This window comes from Paenibacillus sp. FSL R7-0163, from assembly GCF_037969975.1.
Classification (GTDB): domain Bacteria; phylum Bacillota; class Bacilli; order Paenibacillales; family Paenibacillaceae; genus Paenibacillus_AQ; species Paenibacillus_AQ odorifer.
The window spans coordinates 1,203,079-1,228,982 of record NZ_CP150224.1 but is presented as its reverse complement, the minus strand read 5'-3'; the positions used below and the strand labels follow the sequence as shown (position 1 = coordinate 1,228,982).

The window sequence follows — 25,904 nt, the reverse complement described above, 5'->3', positions numbered from 1 at the left end:
GCTACATATGTTCAGCAATTCCACGCTCACTCCACATTTCGTACGCTCTTTGCCTCATATGCTCACTATTTCCACGCTCACTCCACATTTCGCGCGCTCTTTGCCTCATATACTCAGTATTTCCACGCTCACTCCACATTTCGTACGTTCTTTGCTTCATATGCTTTCCACGCTCACCATATTCCGCGCGCTCTTTGCCTCATATGTTCAGCATTTCCACGCTCACTCCACATTTCGCGCGCTCTTTGCCTCATATGCTCAGCAATTCCACGCTCACTCCACATCTCATACGCTCTTTGCCTCATATGCTCAGCAATTCCACGCTCACTCCACATTCCATATATCCTCTACTTCCACACTATGCAATGCGCTCACGCAGACTTATCTGCCATCCAGCAAATTACCAAGCCCACCAAGCACGCTTCCTTCTTCTTTCCGACCGCTGTTGCCGGCAGCGGACAGGATGCGATCGGCCATTCGGCTGAATGGCAGCGATTGTACCCACACCTTGCCGGGTCCGCGCAACGTTGCGAAGAACAGGCCTTCACCGCCGAACAGCGCGGTTTTGACCCCTTTTACAAACTCAATATTGTAATCCACCGAAGACGTCATAGCGACTAGACAGCCAGTGTCCAGCTTAAGCGTCTCTCCCGGTTGAAGTGTGCGTTCCATAACATAACCGCCAGAGTGTACAAATGAAAGTCCATCACCCTCCAGCTTTTGCATAATAAAACCTTCCCCACCAAAAAAGCCAGTACCCAGCTTACGCTGAAATTCAATACCGATTGAAACGCCCTTTGCCGCGCAAAGGAACGAATCCTTTTGACAGATGATTTTTCCACCGTATTGCTGCAAGTCGAGCGGGATGATTTTGCCTGGGTACGGAGCAGCAAAGGTAACACTTTTACGCCCATAAGAACCACTGTGTGTGAAGACAGTCATAAACAAGCTTTCACCTGTCAACAGACGTTTGCCCGCGCCCATCAGCTTCCCCATCAAGCCACTTCCACGCGAGCCTCCGCTGCCGTCACCAAATATCGTCTCCATTGTTATTTCCTGATCCATCATCATGAAGCTCCCGGCTTCGGCAATTACACTCTCTCCTGGGTCAAGCTGCACCTCTACACACTGTATTTCCTCACCCATAATGGCATAATCAATCTCATGAGCACTCATCCCGCAGTTCCTCCTTATAATTAAAGTCATCATGTGACTTATGAATGAAAATATATACGTGCGTTGCGATTCACGGTTTCGCTAATCATAACTATCCATGAAAACCGCCTATATCCTGCAGAAAAAATCAACCAGAGGTTCTGGCTGACCTTAATCCTGGTATCCCTGAAAAATGATATTTATACCAGCTTTCTTCAGGTTACTGTACCACATCTCTTGTCAATACTTGATAATATGTTACAATACTTTTTATACTTAAATGTTTATTTAGTAGTCTAATTCTAATGATAAAGGTGAAATGAATGAATCCACAATCGGAATATGCAATTCTGCTATACTATAAATTTGTAAAAGTGCCGGATGCAGAACTATTCGCCCAGGAGCATTTGGCTTACTGCAAAGAGCTTGATGTAAAGGGACGAATTCTCATTTCTGATGAAGGCATTAACGGAACACTATCAGGTACGGTTGCCCAAACCGAGCAATACATGAAGGATTTGCGCGCAAACCCTCTGTTTAGCGATATCGTCTTCAAGATCGATGAGGCTGATGCTCATGCCTTCAAAAAGATCTTCGTTCGTTATAAAAAGGAACTCGTGACGTTCCGGGTCGAGGATGAACTGGACCCTAACGTGATTACCGGAGAGCATCTGGCGCCTAAAGATTTCTACGAAATGATGCAGCGCGACGATGTGGTGATTCTGGATGGTCGTACCGGCTACGAATTCGATCTTGGTCATTTCCGCGGCTCCATCCGCCCCGAAGTAGACAGCTTCAAAGAATTCCCGGACTGGATTCGCGAGAATATGAGCGACCTTAAGGATAAACCAATCCTGACCTACTGTACAGGCGGGATCCGCTGCGAGAAATTAAGCGGGTTTATGATGAAGGAAGGCTTTGAGCAGGTGTACCAGTTGGATGGCGGCATTGTGACTTATGGTAAAGACCCTGAGGTGCAGGGCCAACTGTTTGATGGAAAATGTTATGTTTTCGATGAGCGGATCTCCGTACAGATTAATCATACCGATGAGGATATCGTTGTCGGACGTTGCCATCACTGCGGTCAGCCAGCTGACCAATTTATCAATTGCGCCAATGATGCTTGTCATCTTCAGCATATTTGCTGTGAGGACTGTGAAACACAGCACAGTGGTCATTGTTCGGACGAATGCGAAGCTATCACGAATACCGTGGGCTAAATAAAAGACAAGCTGGTTGCAAATGTCTCTACACGATTCAAAGACGAGCACAAGTGAGTCTTAAGTTAACTAAAAGGTGGCGTACAGGATTTTCACTGTACGCCACCTTTTGTTATGAGCGAAACGTCCGAACAACGCCCCTAGGGACTGCACCCTTTAAAAATACGTCATATCCAACAAAAAAAAGTCAACCAGAAATTCTGGCTGACCTTAAATGTAGTATATCCCCGAAATAAGCTGTTTATACAGCCTTATTCACATTACCGTACCATCATGAGGTTTACGCAAAGTAGATTGAATCTTTGGCGACTTCACTAGCTTTGGTTTGCCTAAAGAGGTTGTAAAAGTGATTACATAGCCAGCTACGACTACAGCCATCACTGTATACATCGTTTCTTTAACAGGCATATAAAAGAGTGATAGTGCCAGAACGATTACATCCATCATGATGAATACCGTACCTACTTTGATTCCCTTCCATTCACTAACCAGCAGCGACAAAATATCGTCTCCACCGCTAGCCCCGCCACTCCGCAGGATAATTCCCGCTCCTAAACCTGTCAGTACGCCGGACAAAAGAGCTGCTAATGCCAAATTGTCCTGCAAGTTGATGACCAAACCGGAATAACGTTCCATGAGACCATAGAAGATTGTAAAAGCTCCTACAGAAACAAAAGTGTTGCACACGAACGCTTTCCCTTTGAACATCCATGCTATCAAGAGTACTGGAACGTCTAGAAGCAGAGTTGAAATCGAAGGTGAAATTCCTAATACGTATTTGCCGAGCAGCGATAATCCTACGAATCCGCCCTCTGACAAATGATTCTGAAAATTGATGTGATAATAAGTAAATGCAAGCAAAAATGTTCCAAACAAAATGACTGTCAATCGGAGCAGTACATTCACTCCGTAATTGTGGTTCCTCATACAGGTCTCCCCTTATCGTATATGGCGGCTAGACGTCCCACCAACCTCTACGACGGGTAAAACCGGAGGTATTGCTCCTTCGCATATATATACTCCTTCCCCTCGCAGAGGCGGTTCGTCAAGTAACAACGGTTTACGCACCTTCTACAGGGAAGCTAAGTATAAGACAGATCATAACGTTTCCAAATCGTCCTTTGGGGAATCGTCCTTCGGGGACACATGGTATCCTGATCCTTTCTCTAATTTGATAAGTTCTGTTTACATTATACCACGGAGCCACCCTACTCTAAACAGTTTGCCAGAAAAAAGCAGGAATCACTCTGTACTCCGCAGCAAACGGTTGATTGTTTCACGTCTTACACCGATCAATTGCCCTATTTCTTCCTGGGTCAATAACTCTGTTAGCGCTGCGCCATGAGAATAGTCATTAAACCAGCGGGTTAGCAATTCCATACGTTCTGCAGGTGTACCTACAGTAAGATGATCCAGCCGTGTTTGCATAAACCGTACCTTCTCCTGAAGCAGTCTGGCGATTTCCATCGCTTGACCAGGATCATCCCGCAGCTGTTGATACCATTCTGCTGATGGAACTGCCTCCACCTCGCTCTTCATCATCGCAACTGCCGTTCCATGCGCCTCCTTTGGCGAAATGAGTGAATGATGGGGAACCATCTCACCAGGATACAGGATGTTAAATAACACCATGTTCCCATTCTCATGAAGTCTTGTGACCTTGAACAGCCCGCTTTTTACTTTAAATAAAAAATCACAGCTGTCTCCTTGGCGGAACAAGACTTCCCCCTTATGTAATATCATCTCGCTCGCTCCTTTTCCTTCTGATTATATATATTTTCAATTATATAAAATTAAACCTCATTTATGGAGATAAATCTACCTATGGGCGAGGAAAGGGGTAGATTAAAGTCCATGCAAAAACTGCTGGACACCAGAATGAAAATTCTGGCACCCAGCAGTTCAATTTACTTATAAAGTTACTTTGCTTCAAGCGGTTTCTTCCATAATCCGAGCATCAATCCGGAGATGACCGAACCGATCAGAACAGCCAACAGGAACAACAGCGCGTGGCTTGAAAGGGCAGCTACAAAGATCCCGCCATGCGGAGCCGGCACGTTGATATTCCAAAGCTGTGTAAGACCTCCAGCAACGGCCGAACCAAGAATACAAGAGGTTAGGACACGAAGCGGATCGGCTGCGGCGAATGGAATGGCCCCTTCTGTAATGAACGATAAGCCCAGCACATAGTTCGTTAAGCCTGATTTACGTTCTTCTTCCGTGAATTTATTCTTAAAGAAAGTAGAAGCCAGTGCTATTGCAAGTGGAGGTACCATCCCCCCCGCCATTACAGCAGCCATCATGAAGCCGTTGGTATTGCCACTGGTAGTGAATACACCGATGGCAAAAGTATAAGCAGCTTTATTGAAAGGTCCACCCATATCTATGGCCATCATGCCACCGAGAACCAGGCCCAGAATAACAGCATTAACAGTTCCAAGATCATTAAGCCAATCGATCAGTCCGACATTGATCCAGCTAAAGACCGGATCGAACAGGTAATACATCAATCCACCGGTAATTAGAAGCCCGAATACCGGGTATAACAGGATCGGCTTCAGTCCGTCAAGTGTTTTAGGCAGACCTGCAAATACTTTACGTAGTCCGATAATTACATAACCCGCCAAGAAACCAGCAGCCAGCCCGCCGAGGAACCCAGCATTGGAATTCAAGGCCATGTAGCCCCCAACCATACCTGGCATCAGAGCCGGACGATCACCAATGCTAAGCGCTATAAATCCAGCAAGGACTGGAATTAGGAAATGGAAGGCACCATCTCCGCCACCGATTGTCTGCAGTAACTGGAACAGCGGATGATCTGCTCCACCTACTTGTTCAATCAGGAAGGAGATTGCTAGCAGAATACCGCCACCGACTACAAACGGAAGCATGTGGGAGATCCCATTCATTAAGTCCTTATATATTTTACTGCCGATACTGCCAGATTTCTCTTTAGACCCTTCGTCATTGCCACCGCGACCTTCATTGTGATAGATCGGCGCTTCCCCATTCATAGCTTTACGAATAAGCTCTTCCGACTTACGGATGCCATCACTTACCGGTCTTTGCAGTACAGGTTTACCGTCAAAACGGGCCATTTCCACCTTTTTATCAGCTGCAACAATTACACCGCTTGCACGCCGAATCTCATCAGGGGTGAGTACGTTTTTGGCCCCTTCTGAACCATTCGTCTCTACACGGATATTAACTCCCATTTCTAGAGCTTTTTTCTTAAGGGCATCTTCAGCCATAAAAGTGTGCGCAATGCCTGTAGGACAAGCAGTTACAGCTACGACAAAAGCTTGGGAATCCGGGTTGCCCACGATTACACGTTCAGGCTCTGACTTTGCGGCAGTTTCAGCGGCTTCGTTCTCTTTCTCCTTAGCTTCGCCTTCCGCCTGCTTGGCATCAAACAAAGCTGATACCTCATCCGGAGTCTGAGTATTCATAAGCTGTTCAATGAACTCGCTATCGATCAGTAGTCTGGACAATGAGGCCAGTGTACGAAGATGCATATTGCCTGCTCCTTCTGGAGCGGCAATCATAAAGAAGATACGTGCTGGCTCATCATCAAGGGATTCAAACTCCACTCCCTTTGCGCTCTTAGCAAATACAACCGTCGCTTCATTTACCGCTTTAGTCTTAGCGTGCGGCATCGCGATACCGCCACCAATCCCAGTACTGGATTGCTCTTCGCGCTTCAGAATCATCTCTTTAAAAAGGATCGGATCATTAATTCGGCCACTAGCAGCAAGACTTGCAATCAATTCATCAATTGCAGCTTCCTTAGTTGTAGCTTTTAGATCCATGATCATAGTTTCTTTTATCATTAAATCCGTTATTTTCATCATGTTCAACTCCCTTAAGTACTTTGAATGCTGTCGGCTTACACTTCTGAGATTTGGATCAGCGGTCTCAGCTGTTCAATGAATTCTCTGTCCGCTAAATCATCAGAGAATGCGGTTGCACTACCCGAGGCAACGCCTGCACGGAACGCCTCCAACAAGTCTCCTGTCAAAGACAGTGTCCCTACAAAACCAGCGATCATGGAATCCCCTGCACCTACAGAATTTTTCACTTTACCTTTTGGTGCGTTGGCGTGGTATACCCCTTGCTCCGTAATGAACAAAGCCCCTTCACCCGCCATGGAAACCAGTACATGTTTCGCTCCTGCATCCAGCAGCTTGCGTCCATAAGTAATAATCTCTTCCCTCGTGTCTATTGTTACGCCGAATAGCTCTGCAAGCTCATGATGGTTCGGTTTAACCAGCAATGGCTGATACGCCAGCGCTTTTTGAAGTGCAGCACCAGTAGTGTCAATGACGAATTCCGCTCCACTCTGTTTGCACACAGATATAAGCTTGTCATAGAAATCTGCACCCAGTGATGGGGGAACGCTTCCCGACAAAATCACTACATCCTCCGCGTTCAGAGCAGCCAGCTTTTGCAATAGTGCATCGGCTTCCGGATCAAGAATGGCGGGTCCAACACCGTTAATCTCCGTTTCTTCTCCATGCTTGAGCTTGATGTTAATCCGCGTATCATCAGAAACAAACACGAAATCGCTTGAAATTGATTCTTCGTGTAACCAATCCTCAATATATCGGCCGGTGAAGCCGCCAAGGAATCCCATAGCCTTATTCTGAACCCCAAGCTGTTTAAGCACTCGGGATACGTTAATCCCCTTCCCTCCGGGAAGCTTCAAATCACGTTTCATCCGGTTCAAGTCACCCAGTCTCAAATCTTCCACTTCCACGATATAATCAATGGAAGGATTAAGCGTTACAGTATAGATCATGATTATCCCTCAATTATGTTGGTTTTCTAAGCCATAGATTACCGATCAAAAATACGGCATCTGTAATTTCTCCAAACGATCACACGGTAATTCATAATTGCTTATCCTATATAGAATTTATACCAGCGTGAAATCCACACCCAATTGCGTGATCTCACGGATGAATTTGTCAGACGCTCCTGAATCTATAATGCAATGATCCATTTCCGTCACATCAGCAACTTTGCTAAAGGATACCTGCCCCAGCTTACTGTGATCTGCCAGTAGAATAACTTGCTTGGCGACTGCGATCATTTTGCGTTTTGTAGCTGCCTCTAACATGTTCGGGGTTGTGATGCCTTCCCGCAAATCCAGTCCATTAGTAGCAAGAAAAGTTTTATCCACTCTCACCATATCTAAGGAACGTTCTGTCATCGGTCCAACAAAAGCCATCGTATCCGGGCGAAGCATACCACCTGTAATTGAGACTTCGATATTGCGGCAATCCCGCAGCTCATTCAGCGCCATAATCGAGTTCGTAATGACTTTGATATTCGAAAAGTTCTTCAGCTCTCTGGCAATCTGCAGTGTTGTTGTTCCTGCATCAAGCAGTATAGCGTCACCCTCCTGAATCATCTCCACTGCCTTGCGGGCAATCCGTTGCTTCTCATCCAATAAATGATCTTCCTTATCAGGATAAGCCGCCTCAAAATTGACACTCTGCAAGGAAACCGCTCCGCCATGAGTACGCTTTAATAGCTTGGCTTCTTCCAGCTCCTTCAGATCACGGCGCACAGTAGACTCGGATACGCCCATTTCCTGACTTAGCTCCTGTACAGAAGCTCTTGAGTTTTTTTCCACAAAAAGCACGATTTTTTGTTTTCTCTCTTCCTCAAACATCATCGTGGCTCGCTCCTTTATGTGAGAGCGCGACCTGTGCAATTCCTTGCGCTCATCTATGAATTTTCTTGACCGTTAATTGATTATATGTGACCGTTATTGATCGTTTGTGCTCGTTTATGATTTTAACAGCGTTTTCATCCTATGTAAAGTGCTAAAAAGAGACAGTGCAAAATTACATCCCAATTGCCTATCTCATATACGGCATTTATAACATATTAATAATACATACCGGGAAAAGCGGGTGATCAGAAATGGCCAATGGAAGAAACCGTGGGAGAAATAACGGTAACAGCAATGCTAATAAGAATGGGACCACCAATAACACTAATCCAGTGGAATCCGCAGAACTTAGCGCTGAGGATTATGAGATCATCGCAGCTGGACTTGTAGCATTAGGTGAGATTTTTTCCTTTTTATCTCTTGTTAAAGCAAGACAAGTTACCAAAGAAACTGGAGGCGAGGAGGTAGTTCCTGAAATCTTCACTTTATCCACTAGAAAATCTCATAAACGAAAGTCAAGATAATCCACGAAAAAAGCAGCGAAGTAGTGATATACCCTTGTTATATTGCGATCTTTTTACTTGGCGTAACCTTTGTAACTAGAACCTCTATATGGGTATGCCAAGAACTACCTATAAGGAATTACACGCTTTTGAATCAATACTTGTAAATTAGGGTTATTAAACTACATAGATATAAATTTGAATTTTGGGGGATGTTTTTATTGCCACAACAGAAGTATTTTCGGACAAGCCTTGCTATTATCGCCTTTTTACTGATTTTGTACTTAGGCTCCAAAGTAATGTTTCTCTTCGCGCCACTAGGTGCCATTTTCAAATTATTACTTGTTCCCATGATGTTATCAGGGTTTATGTACTACCTGCTGCGTCCGTTAGTAAGAATCCTAGAGAAAAGAAAATTAAACCGGGCGTTCTCCATCCTGCTCATTTATTTTCTGATTGCGGGCTTGTTCGTTCTCTTCTGGATTCTAGTCTGGCCGACACTGCAAGAACAAATTCAGAACTTTATTGATAACACTCCCTACCTCGTGCAAGGTTTGCAGGATCAGTTCAATGCATTGAGGGAGAATCCGACACTGTCCCGTTTTTTCAAAGGGGATTCTGACGTCGCGGCCCGTTTATCAGAATTTCTTAGCGATACTATTACCTGGGTTACCAATTCCATGTCCAATTTGATTGGCGTTGTTTCCAGCATTGTAGTGTTAATCGCCACTTTGCCCATCATTCTGTACTACATGCTAAAAGATGACTATAAGCTATCGCCTAAACTTCAAGGCTTAATTCCGAGAAAATATCGGAAGGAAGGCCAAGAGATGCTTGGAGATATCGACAGCGCCTTAAGCAGCTTCATCGTCACACGTGTGGTGCTAAATGTCGTACTCGGTATTATGTTATATATAGGATTCCTTATCATCGGACTGCCTTACTCCCTGTTGCTCGCCGTAATTTCAGTGCCTCTTAACTTCATTCCATATGTGGGTTCATTCTTAGCAGCGATTCCGGTAATAATAGTAGGTTTCATTGAATCACCGACGATGGCCATATGGTCTCTAGTCATAATTTTCATTGCCCAGCAGATCCAGGATAATGTACTCTCACCGATTATTTACGGAAAATCATTGGATGTTCATCCACTGACTACGGTCATCCTTGTCCTTATAGGTGGAGACTTCTACGGTATTATCGGAGTTCTTATTGCGCTCCCTGTTTATATGATTATAAAAATTGTTTTCCTGCGTGTGTATGAGATTATTATTGCAGACCGTAAAGATGAAGCTGAGCCTATCAAAAAAGAGGAGCTATAACGGTTGTGATCTACTTCGTGAACGGGCGGAGCTTAACTATAAAATAAAAAAGGGTACGTCTCCAATCACTCGGAGTCGTACCCTTTTTTATTCTTTACAGGTTCCTGAAATCACCCTCGTAAAGAACGAACTACAAAGATGTGATTGCCCTTCATCAGGTTTTGGCCGTTCTGAAGTGTAACTGAACCTTTCGTATGTGAGGTAATAATCGTATTAAAGGCAATAAGCTGATCCTCTTTCCAGACGCTGACCGCCGATTTAAAATACACTGCATTGTCAAATTGCTGCCGATCCCTCATCACATAACCCACGGAATGGAGAACTGGAGGCAGCGCTCTTTCTTTTGGAGCCAGAGCCTTAATAACAACAATATCCCGAAACGGCACAGCAATTTCCTGATGGCCAATGACCGCCACCGATGCGGAAAGGTCCCATTTGCGCAGGATTCCCTTCATAATGGTATAAGGTTTCTCTCCGCAGTACATTATAACGGGTTTACCTACCCAATGCTTCATAGCTACCTCCCCTTCGCATCACTCCATAAATTATAAGTCCGGAATGAACCAATCTATTCCTTCCATACCCTGCGACTCTAGAAATTGATTGGCCTTCGAAAACGGACGACTGCCAAAGAATCCACGATGCGACGAGAGAGGGCTTGGATGAGGTGATTGCAGCACCTTATGCCGGCTTTGGTCGATGAAAGCACCTTTTTTCTGCGCATGACTCCCCCATAATATAAATACCATGGGCGTAGTTCTTTCATTCAGCTTTTGCATTATGGTGTCTGTGAATGTCTCCCAGCCCAGACCTTTATGTGAACCCGCCTCACCCTCACGTACCGTCAGTACGGTGTTCAGCAACAACACTCCCTGCTCTGCTAAGTGCAATAAAGAGCCGTGGTTTGGAACAGGCACACCGACGTCCTCCTTCAGCTCTGCATAAATATTGCGCAGTGACGGAGGGATACGTACCCCCGGATTGACAGAGAAGCTTAGTCCGTGAGCTTGTCCGGGACCATGATAAGGATCTTGACCTAAAATAACTACACGAGTCTCCTTATAAGGCGTTAGTTTTAATGCTGTGAACAATAATTCTTTTGGCGGATAAACGGTATGTTCCTTATATTCTTCTGTTAGTACATCCATTAATTTTAAAAAATAAGGCTTTTGCATTTCATCCTGCAATACCTCATCCCAATCGTTGCCAAACATCCCCAAACTCCTCCTTTAACCGAAACCATAGCGATATAGTTTTTTATTTCCGACCATAATCCGCTTTGATCTCGCCCCACTCTTTTGTGTGCCACTTGAGCACCTTATTGTCATATGTATTGGTTTGCAACCAACGCTCTGCCCGATCAATAAGCACCCAAATTTCCTCTGTTGAAGAATCGCGCGGCAAGGTTGTTGCCACCTTCTTCTGCTTCACCCACTTCATTGCATTTACAGAATCACTGTAAACCGTTTTATCGCTTCCCTCTTTCTTCAACAACGCCAAGGCATGGACAATCGCTAAAAATTCACCTAAATTATTAGTGCCCTTTTTGATCGGACCACAGGAGAAAATGATATCTCCCGTTTGTGTATCTACACCCTTATATTCAACAGGCCCCGGATTACCACGAGTCCCCACATCTACTGAAATACTGTTGTAATCAATCTCCTCAGAGGTCTCTACTGTAGCACTGCGTTTAAAAGAACTTGTCCCCTTAGACTTTGCTGCACCAGCTGCCCCTGTTCCCCAATTCCCCTTCCAGCCCGCTTTATATGCCGCATCAGCTGCTGCTTTGGATTCATAGGATTTATATTTTGCACCGGTATAATGATCTGTCTGTGCCTGGCATTCTGCCCAAGTGCTATAGACTCCCGGTTGTTTACCTTCCCAGACTACATAATATTTCTGCTTGGCCATGGATAATGCTCCTTTTCTACTGCCTGTACTTATTGTAATCCATATTGCTCGTGAATTCATCGGATAAATCACATTTTTCAGGTCATACTATACGCCAGAGATGTCCAGGCCTATATTACCATTTGTAGATTGATTGGTAAATTACTAACTAATCACTCTATAGTAAGCTCGAAGGATATCGGTACAATTACTTAGGGAGGTTATACAGATGAGAAAGATAGCAAGTGTTGCTGCGGTATTTGCTTTTGTGTTAATGGTCGGATGTGGAAATGCAACAGATAATGCTAATAATGCTACTGCAACAAGCACTCCTGAGAACACAAATAACGCGGGTACCACTAATAATGCAGGCACCGCTAATAATCAAAATAACACCACAGATGCTGTAACCTCAGCTTCCGTAGTAGATAATGAAGAAGCCTTCAAACGCGCCATCAGTCCAGAGGGAACCTGGATTGCTGCCACACTTAAAGACTTAACCTTCACCGAAGATCTCGTCGTGGATGGAGAATTCATGAATAAAGAGGAACCCGCCAGAAAAATTGCTCTATACACACAAGATGCGGATCACAACATCACCAACTCCTTCAAACTGACTGCTCCAAAATTGACCATCAAGAGTAAAAACGCCCGTATTCAAGGCGGCACTTTTATTGGAGATGTATACGTAGAAGCGGATGGTTTTACCCTGGTGAACGCAACCGTTGAAGGCAATGTCTACTTCGCAAACGATCAATATAAATCCACCTTTAATTCATCCGATCAAGGAAAAGTAACTGGTGTTACAGAAGTGAAAAAATAAGCTTCAACCCCAAAAAGGTGATCTGAAGTCGTTAAGACTTGAGACCACCTTTTTTATATACATTTTTATTCTTGATAAAAACCATCTTTGAAAAAATTGTACCATCCCTCGACGGTTTCGATTGGGAAACCCTCTAACTTCTTCATAACTTCCCTTGCAAATTCTAAAGCAGCCGTACCATTAGCAGTAATGATATGTTCACTCGAAACTGCCTGTTTTTCTATATAATTTGCATCTCCTTTATAATTAGGAGCGTTTTGTTTTAAATAATCCAATGAATTTCCGGTATGCGGTATGTTGTCTAAATAGCCATGTTCAGCCAAAAAAGTTGTAGCGTCACATATAGCGGCAATAGGTACACTCTCCTGCAAACATTTTTCAATCACTGGAGTAATAGCTGAATTATCTTTCCAGCCTGTGCCCCCGATTAAAATTAACATTTCATACTGAACAGGTAAACTGTCTAAAGTATAGTCAGGTACAACAGTAAATCCACCCATAGATTTGACATTGTCGCTAGTTAAAGCAACTGTGCTTACTTTAAATTCACTCTCCGGCTTATTTAGTTCGGCACTAATATATCCGCTTTCCCAATCAGCGTAGCCATTGGATAGAAACATCAAAACTTCTTTTTTCATATATTAGCACTCCCTTTAAGTTCTAACGCCACTTCCGCCACTTCTCGCCCATTTACCAGCAGCACAATCCGGTGCTCTCCTGGATAATGACGCCGAGTTGTTAAATCAGCCCAACGATGTGTCCGTTTACCTGACAGAATTGTACCTCCAGGTACGGTCTTATCCGATAACAAAAAAGATTTACGAGAGGTTCGACCTGCCGCTTTCACGAAATAGATTCCGTATTCAATCCGAATCCGTGCCGGAGCTCCCTCACGAACTTGAAGCTTATACTGTAATTCAGAGCTTTCGCCAATGGTCAGGATAGAAGGTTCCAATAGAATTGAAGCACTCGTTATAAGTGGAGTAGCTTCGTCTGTCTGCTCTGCGTATCCGAATAAAGCCATAATCTCTGGCTCAGCCTTACGAATCAAAGAACGGCAGCCGTGCCGCACAATCCAGTCTGTATCGGGATGTGTTCCCTTCCAGCGCCGAGCGGTATCGAGCACCACTTCCGGATGATCCTTCGCAATATCATTCAAATTATTAGCGACACTTTTACGCACATACAGGGATGTATCCGCCTTAAGCTGCTCAAGTACAGGTAATACCGGAGCCGGGTCAAGCTTGAACATGGGGAGCGCCTGTCCCCAAGGCAGACGAGGCCGACAGCCTTCACTAGCCAGCCTACGTACATGCTCATCAGGGTGCTTCGCCCATATCTGCATTTGAGCCATCATCCGCTCTGGTTCCCGCAAAAGAAACGGCCTAACTGCAAATTCAGCCGATGATTTCGCTGTGAATCTTTCCAGCGCCTGCATAGACAACGCCCAATGTTCGTCTCCTTGGCCATATACCTCAACGAAATCCGGAAAAATTAAATAAGGAAATCCTACACATTCCTCAGCAATGGCGAATAGGATAGCCAGCGCTTCCTCATAAGGAAGCTGTAAGTGGCTGCCCAACGTCTCGGTGATCCGCCGCATTCTTGCCTTCAGCTCAAGCGTATCCCACGGTTCAGTCATGGCTGAGCTTACAAATGCCTCAGTATCGAAGACACTATGTACGCCACGAATCTTTTCGCCGAACTCACGCAGAAATTGTTCATTGTACATTGCTTTTAAAGGTTCAGCCATTCGATAATCCCTCATTTTCATCTTTAGATCAGCAAACGTGATTCTATCAGGAAATCGTAGCACACCCAATTTGACAACAGTATGTCAACTTTGGCAGCTAAGAATTAATTAGTACCTTTACCTCTTCAATCCCTTGTTGGGCTCGACTGTTTAACGCACGTTTATCTTTAAGGTTATGTTCTTTAAGTTCGTGTCCAGGATCAATGACCAGCGGCTGTGAGATTACATCCTCGAGGATTTGAACAGCAACCTTACATCCTTGAAATAACAGTTCTTTTGTGATCACTTGATTATGAGAACGAATGATTTCAAGCATTTTTTCCGCATAAATCAGTCTAACCAAACTATCGGCGCTCATAATATTCCGCGAAGCAAAAGAAGCCACTTTTTCCACAATCCAGCTATCCTGATAATTCCGCGAAATGGATTCCAGTATCGTAATCGCATCCCAGTCCCGTATCGACAACTGCTTGACGTGCTCCGTGGCCCATTCCTGCAGCCATTCCAGCTCCACTTCTCTTGGAATTTCAAAACTCTTGTACTCCTTAAGCACTCCTGCTTTATGCATATTTAAAAAATGACCCAAAAACTGAATGTACAGCTCCTTGGCTCTTTGTGTCTGTTCCGTCATCTGGCAATCATCCTTTCATTATCCAAATCATATCCATTCCCCGGTTTCTTTTCAAATTAAAAAGATAAAAAAAGACAGGTAGCGAAATCATCGCAATACCTGCCCTTTAATAACTTTGGGTTATGGTAAATAGTTTGCTTCAACCGGAGGGGTTTTCTCCACTATTTTCAGTTCTAGTCCTCCGAATCTCTTCGCCAGCTTGTTATATACCAGCGCTACCAGCATACCCACCAAACCATAAATGAGTATCAAAATAACCGGCATAATCAAATAAGGGATACCCATAACAACCATAAACGTCTCTTTAATGATAAGCCCGACCACCACCATCCCTAAACCTACTATAAACAATAGCAGTGTAGGAATGATCATAAAATAGATAGTCGTTTTAAAAAAACTCTTTTTGTTAATTTCCAGCACTTCATAGTCTTTCATTATGTAATCCCCTTAATTTATTTAGAGTGGTAAAATTACCCTCTTTGTTTCATTAAAGATGATCTTAAATACATTTTCAACCAAATTTCTCATATTTTCGACTTTTACCAAAGAATTCTTCCTAAAACTCAACGATAAATCATGGTAAAATAACTCCTATGGTTTAATATATCATCATGTACAAGATGTCACCGGAGGGAATAACATGCCACAAACACTAGTGAAAAACATTGATTTTTTTATAGCTGCCTTATCCCAAACCTATATTTCTGCGCTACAGCTTGATCCTGATGGAATGTATTCAGAGGTTGCTTCAGGAATTGTTGAACTGTTCTCTGATGAACAAGTACGGCTGAGAAGATATGACGGATCAGTATCCCATTATGCAAGAGACAATACCAAATTTCAGCGATGACAAAAGGACGTGAACTGGAAAAAGGTCATTGTGAATGATCCTCTTCCAGCTCACGTCCTTACTCACTCTGCACACAACTAATCTAGCACGATCCATTCGCCTTCAGCATCCGCTGACTTCATTTCTGCTTCCACGATTCTTAGAGACTCCGCTGTACTCTCTGGCGTACAAATAATGATAGGCTTATCCTGGATAATGACATTCAGAAAATATACAAGCTCTCTATAGTAGCCAACATCCGGCGAAAGTTCCGCTATATAGCCTGCCCTGTCATTCGGATTGACCTTGACCTCGCTGCCGTCAAACACTATATTTCCTCGTTCAAAATTAACCCGATACCCCATGTAAAACCCAAAATCACCTTCCAGCGTCCAATCCACCTGAGCATTAATTACTTTTGCATCCTTATAAAAATAGTGAGTCGATGCGATATCATATCCGCTTCCCGGAAGGACATTACGTCCTAAGGATGATACTTTATCCGGTCTGCCGAACAGATAGTTAATCATATCCGTATCGTGAATATGCATATCCATAATGCCTCCACCGCTTAGTGTCTCATCAAGAAACCAATCCTTAGGAGCACCAGATCCCCTGTAAAAACACCCTTCCGTGACCTGACCGAACTGCCCGCTCTCTATCACTTCTTTTAAATATTCATACCCCGGCCAAAAACGGAGACAATGTCCGATCATCAGTTTTTTCCCACAGCGGACTGCCGTCTCCACCATTTTCAGCGCTTGTGCGGAAGTTCTGGCCATCGGTTTCTCACAAAATACATGATATCCACGTTCCAGCAGCGAACAAGTCATTTCCGCATGCAGATAAGTAGGAACCGCAATGTCGATCATATCCAGTTCCTCACTGGCTATCATTTTCTCCAGATCATCGTATAGATTGTAAGCTGACAAATCATAGACTTCCTGGGCAGTGCTCATATTCCCGGCTGCTTTTCCATCCTTTAATTCCTCAATTCGCAAATCACAGATGGCTTTAAGGGCAATGGGCTGCCCCTCTTCCGTTAAGCGCACATAATTATCAAAATGCATCCGGCCCATAAATCCAAAACCGATCAAACCTATTTTCAACATCGTGAAGTCTCCTTTACTAAAAATATGGCACTTAACGTATCCGTATCCAGGTACCTTCCTGATCAGCCGATTGGATTTCAGCCTCAATGATTTCTATGGACTGAGCCGCACTTTCAGGCATACATAGGGTCACTGGCTCATCGTTCTGAATGACTTTTAAGAAATATACCAACTCTCTGTAATATCCGGTATGCGAAGAAAGCTTCGCAATGAACCCCGGTTGACAATTAGGATTCACCTTAACTTCCGCGCCATCGAAGACTACATTCCCCCGTTCAAAATTAATCCGATAGCCCATGTAAAAACCAAAGTCGCCTTCCAGTGTCCAGTCCGCTTGGGCATTGACCACTTTTCCATCCTGATAAAAATAATGAGTGGAGACGATATCATAGCCACTTCCCGGTAAAACCTTCCGCCCAAGCGTTGATACTTTATCCGGTTTTCCGAATAAGTGATGGATGATGTCCGTATCGTGTACATGCATATCCAGCATACAGCCACCACTTAGCTCATCATTGACCAGCCACCCTTTAGGAGCACCGGAACCCCGGTAAAAATAAGCCTCTGTCACTTCACCGAACTCACCGCTAGCTATGATCCCCTTCAAATATTCATATCCCGGCCAGAAGCGAAGACAATGGCCAATCAGCAATTTTTTTCCGCTGCTTTGCGCCGCCGCTACCATCTTCCAAGCTTCTGCGGAATGTCTCGCCATCGGCTTTTCACAGAACACATGATACCCTCGTTCCAGCAGCGAACAAGCCATTTCAGCATGCAAGTACGTAGGTACTGCAAGGCTAATAACATCTAGTTCTTCTTTTTCGAGCATATGCTCCAAATTCTCATAAAGGTTGTAAGGGGATAAATCATATACCTCGTGGGCCGTGTCCATATTTCCCGCGGATTTAGTATGTTTAAGGACTTCAATCTGGGGGTCACAAATGGCAATCAGAGAAATCGGATGGCCGTCTTCCTGCAATTGAACATACTGATCAAAGTTCATTCGGCCCATAAATCCAAAGCCCACCAGCCCCACTCTGAGCACAGCCTTCACCTCTCTTAAACTTAGTAACTAGTGCGTCCTAAAATAGCATCCATCGCTGCAGAAGTATTAAAAATGATTTGCTCCGAATAATGCGTATATGGCGGTATCATTTCACCAGTAACATAATTGCTGTAGCCGATCTCTTGCAGTGCTTCCATAACAGCAGGATAATCCACATCCCCAGCAAGTAGATCAACAAATCCATGAAGTCCTCCGGCTGCCCGGCGGTAATCTTTGAAATGCACCTTCTTGATTCTATGGCCTAGAATCCGTATCCACTGCTCTGGATAACCAGAATGAACGATATTCCCTACATCCAGATAGGAACCTACATAATTGGAGCCTACAGCATCTATAAAAGAACGTAATTCAAGCGGAGACAGCAGGAATTTATTCCACACATTTTCAATCCCAATAGAAACACCCGCCATTTTTGCATCCTGAGCTAGATCACTGATCGCCTTCAAGGCTCGATCATAAGCTTTTTCATAATCGACTACTTCACAGCCCTCAATAAAATCGACACCAACCGCACCAGGAATGACAAGAATCGTATCTACGCCAAGTGTTGCTGCCAGCTCCAATTGTTTTTTACATACATCGATAGCCTTCGTCCGGTTCGCCGCGGATTCACTTGTCATGGCATATGACCAATATAGTCCTGTCGCCAGTCCTGCAATTTCTAACCCCATCTCCTGAATGGAATTTCTGATCTTAATAGCTTCTTTCTCAGTGGTTTGCAGGCCAAGTTCACCCGATTCATTCAAAGACAATTCAATTCCATCGAACCCCGCCGCTTTAGCCAGACGTGCACATTCTTCGATCTCAGTACCTTCGCGAAACGACCAAATGTTTATTCCCTTTTTCATCTGAATCCTCCTCAAATTTGTTATTTTCCGTCTTTTAAGATCCTGCCCTAAATACCCTTATATCCTTGATTTATTTATATTATAATAGATTGTAAGTTAGATTTATTTAGGTGAACAAGAGATTTTTTGCACGATTCCGGTCTATTTAGTAAATCATTTTATACTGTATGGGAGGTTTATTCGTGGCTGAAAAAGAACCCCGTTATCCCCTGAGAAAACAGGTCCCTTCCCGGGAGTGGTCACCTGGCATTCACTACGCACAATTCCAAACCCTCTCACCTTGCCTCTTTCCAAGAAGAAGATTGTATGATTTCGAGCTGCTATACGTTCGCCAGGGGAAATTATCAACAAAAATGGATACGGAGGAATATATCCTGAATTCAGGACAACTGATATTCCTTTCTTCCGGGGTATATCATCAGAATGCGATTGTGTCAGATTCGGAAACCAAACTCATTGGGATCCATTTTGATTTTTTTGGGGAATCGATTATTACAAGCGATGAAGACATGCTGGTCAATGAGGAGGAGGTTATGGCCGAGAAGTTTGCCTTGGAAGCTGTGACCGCTCCTTTTATGCCATTGTCACAGGAGCCCATTTATACCCCGCCACCCGAATGTATTCATGCGATGGAACAGCTCGTGCATGAATTTACGATGCGGCCTGCCGGTTATGAATGGGTCTGTCGGGGGTTACTGCTCGGCATCCTAACCTCGCTGCTCCGAACACAAAGCTCCCGAAATGCAGCCAAATCTTCCGTTCATACCGGGCGGATCAGAGCTTTAATCGACGAGATGGATTCAAAGCTAGCAGACCGCTGGAGTAATAAATTCATGGCTGGTGCCATGAATATGCATGAAGACCATTTCTCCAAGCTATTTCGTGAGGTGGCTGGCATGCCTCCTGGTGAATATCTCCGTTCCATCCGGCATCGGGAAGCACGCAAGCTGCTGCGCGAAACGGATTGGCCGATTGAACAGGTCGGTGATAAGGTTGGTTATCCTGATATCCATTATTTCAGCAGGGTATTTACCGCGAATGAGGGGATTTCTCCGCGGGCTTATCGCAAGTTGTCCCGGATACTCTAGATACGGAAACCCCAGAATATCTCAATCCAAGTTAGAAGAACTCGCTAAAAACATTGAGGGTGGTGGATCATCTGCTTTGTATGATACCTGTGGGGGCCGATAAACAATATACATTGTACGGTGAGATGTGCAATATGCGGGGCGGCGAACGTTCGTGTTTTCTGCGTTAATGCAGTATGCGGGGACGGCTCTAAAACTAATTAGTTATGATGAACGAAAGGCAGCCCCTGTTTCGCACACCGTAGGTTAAAATGGAAGTTAAAAGGACAACCATTACAGAGCTACATGCGAAAGGAGCTGTTACTATGAAGAATACCATAAAATACGTCGGTTTGGATGTGTCTAAAGAAAAAATTGCGGTGGCGATTGCAGATGAGGGTCGGGAACCCGCACGATATTATGGAGCCATCCCCCATACCCCAGATGCAGTGGCTCGAATGATTCGGAAACTCAAAGGTTCAGGGATTACACTGGAGGTCTGCTATGAAGCCGGGCCTACGGGGTACGACTTATACCGCTGGTTGACGAAGATGGGAATTTCCTGTGTGGTAATTGCACCTTCGCGTATGCCACAGCGTCCCGGAGATGCCATAAAAACCGACCGACGGGATGCAGAAAAACTGGCTCAGTTACACCGGGCTGGAGAATTGACTGCGATCTATGTGCCAACGCCAGAACTCGAAGCTTTACGAGATCTCATTCGTGCACGAGAAGATGCTAGGCAAGACCTACATCGGGCTCGGCAACGGCTCATTCATTTTCTATTGCGCCACCAAATTCACAAGCCAGAGGGTATGAAAAAACGCTGGACCAAAAGGTACCGGGAATGGCTCTCTATGCTGAAGTTTAATAATGTAGCTCAAGAACGGGTATTTACCGAATCCCTGCAACAGCTCCGGGAAGTGGAGGAGCGAATCAAGCGACTTGAAGCCGCAATGCGAGAAGAAGCACAGATCTGCCCTTACGCACCTGTCATTCAAGCGTTGCAAGGCCTGAGGGGAATCGCCCTGCTGACAGCTATGACTTTAGTTGTCGAGATTGGAAATTTCGAACGTTTTCGTTCACCGGCTCAGCTCATGAGTTACCTGGGACTCGTGCCACGGGAATATTCCTCGGGAGCAAGTACCAAAAGAGGGAGTCTTACAAAAGTCGGAAATTCCGGAGTGCGGCGCGCACTGGTGGAGTCCGCATGGAGTTACCGTCACCGCCCTGCCGTCAAGGGAGATTTAGCAGTGCGTCTTGAGGGCCAGAGTATTCATGTCCATGAAACGTCGTGGAAAGCCCAAGAACGGTTACACAGCAAGTATTTAAAATTAGTCAGACGCGGGAAACACCGAAATTTAACCATGGCAGCAGTGGGTCGTGAGTTAATTGGATTTATCTGGTCGATTGCGGTAGAGGCAGAACGAAAAATGGCGTAGGTGAAACGAAAAAAAATAAAAACATACCCAAAAGATTTGAATCCTTGGGGCATGGAGACAAAGAGAAAGGTTCGAGGAGAATCCGTGAATTCCCTGTGCACAGGATCCCTGATCTAACGTGCGAAATTAGTTTACGGAAGCTCCTTCGACGTAGGCATAATATGTGGTAACCAACCCACGGATAGCAGATTGCCAGCCGACGACTCGCATTTTGTCTCTGTGCCCAAGGGATTGAAAACCCTCTAGTTTAAAGGGGAAAACAGGGGAATTGACTAATTCGTTCATAGCAGGGAAAAACTCCCTGAAAATAATCAATATTCGCTCTAAATGAACGAAATCAGGGAATTCCTCCCTAATAATAAGAGGAATTTCTATAATTGCTATCAAATCAGCTAAACTTTAGGGAGATTTTCCCTGATTATTAGTCTGATGACCAAAAATCCCGGAATTTCAGGGAGAAATTCCCCAATCACTCCATCGAAGCGGTACAATTCAGGAAAGTTGGAGATAACAGCAGCCGGAAGTCTAATTATTCGCCGTAGTTACGGCTGACTCCTAATGTGTGATCTCAAATTGAAACCACACACTTTCCATCCCACCCAACTCTATTTCTTGGATCACAGCGTTATCCATCAGGATCGTCGTCTTTTGGATCTCGGAAGTGTTATTTACGGCACAATATCGACCCGTCTCAGGATACGCATGACATTCAACATTCGGATTCACTGAGAACCATGAATACAACTGCTCCTCTTGATGTGCAGCCCAAAAGATCGCTCGGCTGAGTAGTCTGGTATTCTGAATACTATAGGGAAGCCCCGCGATATAAACGCCCCGCCCCTGACCAAATGAGTTCACGGCAAGATTGCAGCTGCCTTGGTGCACGTCCAATATTTCTGCTCCGGCCTCCGCTTGATAAACCATGGTCATCCCTTCACCATAATCGATCTCACCTTCCAGATCTTCCGTTATGAAATGATCCTGCACAGGCGTTACCTTGGCCTTATTGATGCTTGCTGTAAATCCAATCTCCTTCTGAACCCCTAGAATATCCGCTAGTTGAAAAAGAACCCCTTGATGTTCATAAGCTGATGGATCACCAATCCCAATAAAACCGCCCCCTTGATCCACCCACTCACGGAGTGTTGCCACAACTTGCGGATCGCTCCATTGATCTCCACCGCTCCAAGAGGTATGGACATCACCCGCGTTAATAATCACACCGATACTAGGATCAATCCCACTTAACCTGATGTCATCAAAGCTTATAAACTCAATGTCGAACGGCAAGCCTGCCAGTGACTCTAATGCCCCTATGTAGGAGTAACATCTTTGATTCCATAATGAATGAGCCACTTGATGTGTCTGCCAGCTTCGAAGGGAGCCCCAAGTATTCAGAACCGCCACTTTAAAAGGAGCTTTAAAAGGCTGTGTCCCTTCTGCATTGGCATGAATCCCTTTGAACTGCGTTGCAATCTCTGTCACATGATCTATAAAATCCGGGAATTGATGCGCTAGACTTAAATATCCGCCATACCCCATCCTGCCAACTGGTTTGCGCATGAGCGCACGCCGGCATTTGATCCAGATCGGCATGGACTCTCCGACAGGGTCTCCCCCTTCAAAAAAGACATCTGGAAAGAAATAAGGATAGAAACGTGCCTCGGTATCCTTAATAGGTATATCCGCAATCATACGGGTTGTAACGCCATCTCCTGCTGCCCCAACCACTGCGTCGAGCCCGATCTCCGGAAAATATTTGCCATAAGGCTCTGTGCCCGCCCAGTGATCCCCAAAAAACATAATCGCTTTCTTCCCGAAATCATGCACCATATCTACACATTGTTTCGCATAACCTGCGATGAATTTCTGATTGAAGTCCATCCAGTCCAGATATCTTTGGGTCGGGTTCTTAAATGGTGTGTTATATCGCCCCTGATCCACAAAATCTTCTGCAGTCAATCGGTACCCATAAGCTTGTTCGAATTGCTCTAACGCAAGTGGACTTACACAACTGAGATAGCCAAACCAATTCACTTGTTTCTCCTTACCTTCCTTGTTAAAAATCAAATCAAAATTATAAAAGAAGGTCGTAAAACGTACGATATCTGTCTTGGGATGTTTCTTCAGCCAATCCTCCAGCACCTTCAAAACATGCTCTTGAGCCTCGGGATAACGAACATCCAACGGTAAACGATGCTCCTCATCCCAATCATTCGTGATGTGATTGTACATGGAGACTGGCTCCCATTTCTGGTAGGCCAAGAAACTGACCGTATATTTGTGAAATTGTACCGCCTGCTCAAGTGTGTCAATCCCCTCTGCATAACTCCAACATTCAGAAGGTAATACTTCTCCTGTAGTCCGGTTTACAACCTGCCAATATTTTTTTATATTCACATCTGTGTTAGGACTAAATTGATCGACAAAATAATCAGCCATAATATCGATGGTCTTCACCTTTGAAGTTACTATTACTGGAGCAGACATCAGATAAATCTGCTGTCTATATTGCGGATGCTGCTTCGCCCACTCGTTGTCCTCACGGACGAGACAAAGCGTTGAATAAATTTGCAGACCCATGTCGAGAATGTCCTGCGATAGATTCGTGCCATCACTGTCACGTACGGCATCTACACCCCATCTTTCGACGAGATCGGCTATGACCTCTTCCATCCCTGTTTCACCAGGCAGTGTAAATCTTCCTTTGTCCACGTAACTTCCCTCCATGTCTTTGTTGTTCAGCCCTTAATTCCGCCTGCGCTTATTCCTTGGAGCAATTGCTTTTGTCCTATCACATATAAAAGAATTGTTGGAATCAGCACTAGGATCAGCGCGGCAAATAGTGCACTCCAATCTGTAGCATAACGTTGAACCTCAAAAAGATTGGCTAAACCTACTGGCAATGTTTTTTTGCTATCACTTTGAATTAAGACCAATGCCAGCGGATACTCATTCCAAAAGCCCATCGCTGCCAGCATACAGACCGTCACAATCCCCGGTTTAGCAAGCGGCGCAACAATTCTGACGAGCACTCCTGTGTTGCCACAACCGTCAATCTTAGCGGCTTCTTCATAATCTCTAGGGACGGACCGCAGAAATCCACTTAATACAAAGATGGCAAAGGGAAACTGCAGAACAGCATAGATTAAACTGAGCATCCCGCGATTGTCCAACATCCCGAATGAATTCACCTGCAGAAATAAAGGAACCATAATGTAGGAGGCTTGCAGAAAGATACAGGCCATATAAAGGTTAAGGATTAGTTTGGAGCCCCAAAACTTAAATCTCGTTAAGACATAAGCCATAGGAACTACAAAAATAACTAGAATCGCCGTGGATAACATTACAAGAAAGATAGAGTTCAGGAAATAACTCCCCATCTTGGATTTCTGAAAAGCGCGTACATAGTTATCAAAGTGTAAGGCTTGTGGTAAGGAGAAGGGGTCGGTTAGAAATTCCGTATTGCTTTTAAATGAAGCTAAGAGATTCCATACAAACGGATATAACAAAACAATGGTGGCTACAATCAGAAACAGCCGCGTGATCCAGTTGGCAATATTCATTTTTATAAGACTCTGTTGATTGCTCGTCATCCTTCTCCCCTACCCTTCTGCTCGATTTGTAAGTAGTCTGGACAGAAAAGAAAGCACAAAGGCGAACACCAGCGTAAAAATAGCAATAGCCATGGCATAACCAAAGTTCGCATTTTGGAAAGCTTGCGTGTACATGTAGTGGAGTAAAACAGTAGTTCCACCTGCCGGACCCCCGCCAGTCATTACAGTTACAACTATAAAACTTAAATTGATCGTACCTGCCAGGGACAACACAAACGTAATGCCAATAATATCTTTTAGCAGAGGGATCGTAATGCTGGTAAGCTTCCGGAGATATCCCGCACCATCAATAGTCGCCGATTCAAACACATCCGCAGAAATCCCGTCAATCGCAGCGATATACATGACCATATAATAACCAACCGCTTGCCAGATCAGTGTAACGGCTACACACCACAATGCTGTTCGGCTATCTCCAAGCCAGGGTCTGCTCAGTTGATCTAATCCGATGCTCCCCAGAATATTATTCAAAATGCCCATGTTGGGATGAAACACAAAGGACCAGATAATTCCGACTACCGTCAAAGAGATGATACTAGGGAAAAAGAATACGGTTCGGTAAAATCCTCTTTCCTTCAGCTTCGTCTGCGTTAATAGAAAAGCAAGCACCAGCCCAAAAATCAATGTAATTACTGGCACAACCAGCATCAGTTTAAATGTATTTCTCAGAGCTTTGAGGAACATCTCATCTTGAAACATATATTTATAGTTATCCAAAAAGATAAACTTGTTCTCATCACTCATCCCGGTGGCATCCGTAAAAGACATAAAAAATGCCCGAAAGGTTGGAATAATCATAAATACGAGGGTTAACAGGAGCGTAGGAATCGTGCATACCGCTATGAATAGCTTAGGATTTCTGGTTTTCGCTGTCCTAATCTTTGATTTTCTCTGTCTAGGAGCTACTTCTGCCAGCTGCATTTCAGACATCTTTCTCACTCCT

At 44.5% G+C, this 25,904-nt stretch carries 26 protein-coding genes; 7 read left to right on the top strand and 19 right to left on the bottom strand.

Annotated features, from left to right (window positions below):
• Positions 1-381: 381 nt before the first annotated feature.
• Positions 382-1,176: a TIGR00266 family protein gene (locus tag NST45_RS05250; protein WP_038572584.1), complete on the bottom strand. Its 795-nt coding sequence runs from the start codon at positions 1,174-1,176 to the stop codon at positions 382-384.
• 302 nt (positions 1,177-1,478) lie between these two features.
• Between NST45_RS05250 and NST45_RS05245 the strand changes: the two genes are divergently transcribed.
• Positions 1,479-2,375: a rhodanese-related sulfurtransferase gene (locus NST45_RS05245; RefSeq protein ID WP_036682991.1), complete on the top strand. Its 897-nt coding sequence runs from the start codon at positions 1,479-1,481 to the stop codon at positions 2,373-2,375.
• Between the two features lie 255 nt (positions 2,376-2,630).
• Here NST45_RS05245 and NST45_RS05240 read toward each other — a convergent pair whose 3' ends face one another.
• From NST45_RS05240 to NST45_RS05220, 5 genes are all read right to left on the bottom strand, one after another.
• Positions 2,631-3,302, bottom strand: coding sequence for a YitT family protein (locus NST45_RS05240; RefSeq protein WP_036682994.1), 672 nt, complete (start codon positions 3,300-3,302; stop codon positions 2,631-2,633).
• A 315-nt stretch (positions 3,303-3,617) separates the two neighbouring features.
• Positions 3,618-4,118 (bottom strand): Crp/Fnr family transcriptional regulator, encoded by a 501-nt coding sequence (locus NST45_RS05235; protein WP_036682996.1) that lies wholly within the window; start codon positions 4,116-4,118, stop codon positions 3,618-3,620.
• 176 nt (positions 4,119-4,294) lie between these two features.
• Positions 4,295-6,223 carry a fructose-specific PTS transporter subunit EIIC gene (locus tag NST45_RS05230; protein ID WP_038572586.1) on the bottom strand — a complete coding sequence of 643 codons (1,929 nt, stop codon included), beginning with the start codon at positions 6,221-6,223 and terminating at the stop codon, positions 4,295-4,297.
• A gap of 38 nt (positions 6,224-6,261) precedes the next feature.
• Positions 6,262-7,173 carry a 1-phosphofructokinase gene (gene pfkB / locus NST45_RS05225; RefSeq protein ID WP_038572588.1) on the bottom strand — a complete coding sequence of 304 codons (912 nt, stop codon included), beginning with the start codon at positions 7,171-7,173 and terminating at the stop codon, positions 6,262-6,264.
• Positions 7,174-7,290: 117 nt separating this feature from the next.
• Entirely contained in the window at positions 7,291-8,055 is a 765-nt protein-coding gene (locus tag NST45_RS05220; RefSeq protein WP_305953507.1) for a DeoR/GlpR family DNA-binding transcription regulator, read from the bottom strand.
• 251 nt (positions 8,056-8,306) lie between these two features.
• On the opposite strand from NST45_RS05220, the gene NST45_RS05215 reads away from it, so the two are divergent.
• Both NST45_RS05215 and NST45_RS05210 read left to right on the top strand, forming a co-directional pair.
• On the top strand, positions 8,307-8,579 hold the full coding sequence (locus NST45_RS05215; RefSeq protein WP_036683002.1) for a hypothetical protein: 273 nt from the start codon (positions 8,307-8,309) through the stop codon (positions 8,577-8,579).
• 191 nt (positions 8,580-8,770) lie between these two features.
• A complete protein-coding gene (locus NST45_RS05210; RefSeq protein WP_036683003.1) occupies positions 8,771-9,880 on the top strand; it encodes an AI-2E family transporter in 1,110 nt (369 codons plus the stop codon).
• Positions 9,881-9,990: 110 nt separating this feature from the next.
• On the opposite strand, the gene NST45_RS05205 is transcribed toward NST45_RS05210, so the two are convergent.
• From NST45_RS05205 to NST45_RS05195, 3 genes are read right to left on the bottom strand one after another with little or no spacing between them, the layout of a single operon-like run.
• Positions 9,991-10,395: a hypothetical protein gene (locus NST45_RS05205; RefSeq protein ID WP_036683006.1), complete on the bottom strand. Its 405-nt coding sequence runs from the start codon at positions 10,393-10,395 to the stop codon at positions 9,991-9,993.
• A 30-nt stretch (positions 10,396-10,425) separates the two neighbouring features.
• Positions 10,426-11,094: a uracil-DNA glycosylase gene (gene ung / locus NST45_RS05200; RefSeq protein ID WP_036683009.1), complete on the bottom strand. Its 669-nt coding sequence runs from the start codon at positions 11,092-11,094 to the stop codon at positions 10,426-10,428.
• Positions 11,095-11,137: 43 nt separating this feature from the next.
• Entirely contained in the window at positions 11,138-11,794 is a 657-nt protein-coding gene (locus NST45_RS05195) for a ribonuclease H family protein (protein WP_038572590.1), read from the bottom strand.
• Between the two features lie 208 nt (positions 11,795-12,002).
• Between NST45_RS05195 and NST45_RS05190 the strand changes: the two genes are divergently transcribed.
• Positions 12,003-12,596 carry a hypothetical protein gene (locus tag NST45_RS05190; RefSeq protein WP_036683014.1) on the top strand — a complete coding sequence of 198 codons (594 nt, stop codon included), beginning with the start codon at positions 12,003-12,005 and terminating at the stop codon, positions 12,594-12,596.
• 65 nt (positions 12,597-12,661) lie between these two features.
• On the opposite strand, the gene NST45_RS05185 is transcribed toward NST45_RS05190, so the two are convergent.
• The 4 genes from NST45_RS05185 to NST45_RS05170 all read right to left on the bottom strand — a co-directional run bounded on the left by NST45_RS05185 (position 12,662) and on the right by NST45_RS05170 (position 15,415).
• Positions 12,662-13,234: a type 1 glutamine amidotransferase family protein gene (locus NST45_RS05185; protein ID WP_038572592.1), complete on the bottom strand. Its 573-nt coding sequence runs from the start codon at positions 13,232-13,234 to the stop codon at positions 12,662-12,664.
• Positions 13,231-14,349 (bottom strand): hypothetical protein, encoded by a 1,119-nt coding sequence (locus NST45_RS05180; protein WP_076104355.1) that lies wholly within the window; start codon positions 14,347-14,349, stop codon positions 13,231-13,233. The genes NST45_RS05185 and NST45_RS05180 overlap by 4 nt, the downstream gene beginning before the upstream one ends.
• A gap of 97 nt (positions 14,350-14,446) precedes the next feature.
• Complete coding sequence (locus NST45_RS05175) at positions 14,447-14,980, bottom strand: hypothetical protein (RefSeq protein ID WP_036683019.1); 534 nt, start codon at positions 14,978-14,980, stop codon at positions 14,447-14,449.
• Between the two features lie 120 nt (positions 14,981-15,100).
• Positions 15,101-15,415 (bottom strand): hypothetical protein, encoded by a 315-nt coding sequence (locus NST45_RS05170; protein ID WP_076273031.1) that lies wholly within the window; start codon positions 15,413-15,415, stop codon positions 15,101-15,103.
• A gap of 205 nt (positions 15,416-15,620) precedes the next feature.
• Here NST45_RS05170 and NST45_RS05165 point away from each other — a divergent pair, with 205 nt between their 5' ends.
• A complete protein-coding gene (locus tag NST45_RS05165; protein WP_036683023.1) occupies positions 15,621-15,830 on the top strand; it encodes a hypothetical protein in 210 nt (69 codons plus the stop codon).
• Between the two features lie 77 nt (positions 15,831-15,907).
• On the opposite strand, the gene NST45_RS05160 is transcribed toward NST45_RS05165, so the two are convergent.
• The 3 genes from NST45_RS05160 to NST45_RS05150 are packed head-to-tail and all read right to left on the bottom strand — an operon-like array spanning position 15,908 to position 18,835.
• Positions 15,908-16,921: a Gfo/Idh/MocA family oxidoreductase gene (locus NST45_RS05160; RefSeq protein WP_339809644.1), complete on the bottom strand. Its 1,014-nt coding sequence runs from the start codon at positions 16,919-16,921 to the stop codon at positions 15,908-15,910.
• Positions 16,922-16,952: 31 nt separating this feature from the next.
• Positions 16,953-17,966 carry a Gfo/Idh/MocA family oxidoreductase gene (locus NST45_RS05155; RefSeq protein WP_339825097.1) on the bottom strand — a complete coding sequence of 338 codons (1,014 nt, stop codon included), beginning with the start codon at positions 17,964-17,966 and terminating at the stop codon, positions 16,953-16,955.
• A 20-nt stretch (positions 17,967-17,986) separates the two neighbouring features.
• The gene (locus tag NST45_RS05150) at positions 17,987-18,835 is read right to left on the bottom strand and encodes a sugar phosphate isomerase/epimerase family protein (RefSeq protein ID WP_076104352.1); all 849 of its coding nucleotides are present in this window, start codon (positions 18,833-18,835) and stop codon (positions 17,987-17,989) included.
• Positions 18,836-19,017: 182 nt separating this feature from the next.
• Here NST45_RS05150 and NST45_RS05145 point away from each other — a divergent pair, with 182 nt between their 5' ends.
• Positions 19,018-19,923: an AraC family transcriptional regulator gene (locus NST45_RS05145; RefSeq protein ID WP_339825094.1), complete on the top strand. Its 906-nt coding sequence runs from the start codon at positions 19,018-19,020 to the stop codon at positions 19,921-19,923.
• A 305-nt stretch (positions 19,924-20,228) separates the two neighbouring features.
• Complete coding sequence (locus NST45_RS05140; RefSeq protein WP_036683961.1) at positions 20,229-21,344, top strand: IS110 family transposase; 1,116 nt, start codon at positions 20,229-20,231, stop codon at positions 21,342-21,344.
• A gap of 555 nt (positions 21,345-21,899) precedes the next feature.
• On the opposite strand, the gene gnpA is transcribed toward NST45_RS05140, so the two are convergent.
• The 3 genes from gnpA to NST45_RS05125 are packed head-to-tail and all read right to left on the bottom strand — an operon-like array spanning position 21,900 to position 25,891.
• Complete coding sequence (gene gnpA, locus NST45_RS05135; RefSeq protein WP_339825091.1) at positions 21,900-24,059, bottom strand: 1,3-beta-galactosyl-N-acetylhexosamine phosphorylase; 2,160 nt, start codon at positions 24,057-24,059, stop codon at positions 21,900-21,902.
• A gap of 26 nt (positions 24,060-24,085) precedes the next feature.
• A complete protein-coding gene (locus NST45_RS05130) occupies positions 24,086-24,940 on the bottom strand; it encodes a carbohydrate ABC transporter permease (protein ID WP_081384465.1) in 855 nt (284 codons plus the stop codon).
• 9 nt (positions 24,941-24,949) lie between these two features.
• Complete coding sequence (locus NST45_RS05125) at positions 24,950-25,891, bottom strand: sugar ABC transporter permease (protein WP_256717410.1); 942 nt, start codon at positions 25,889-25,891, stop codon at positions 24,950-24,952.
• Positions 25,892-25,904: the final 13 nt, after the last annotated feature.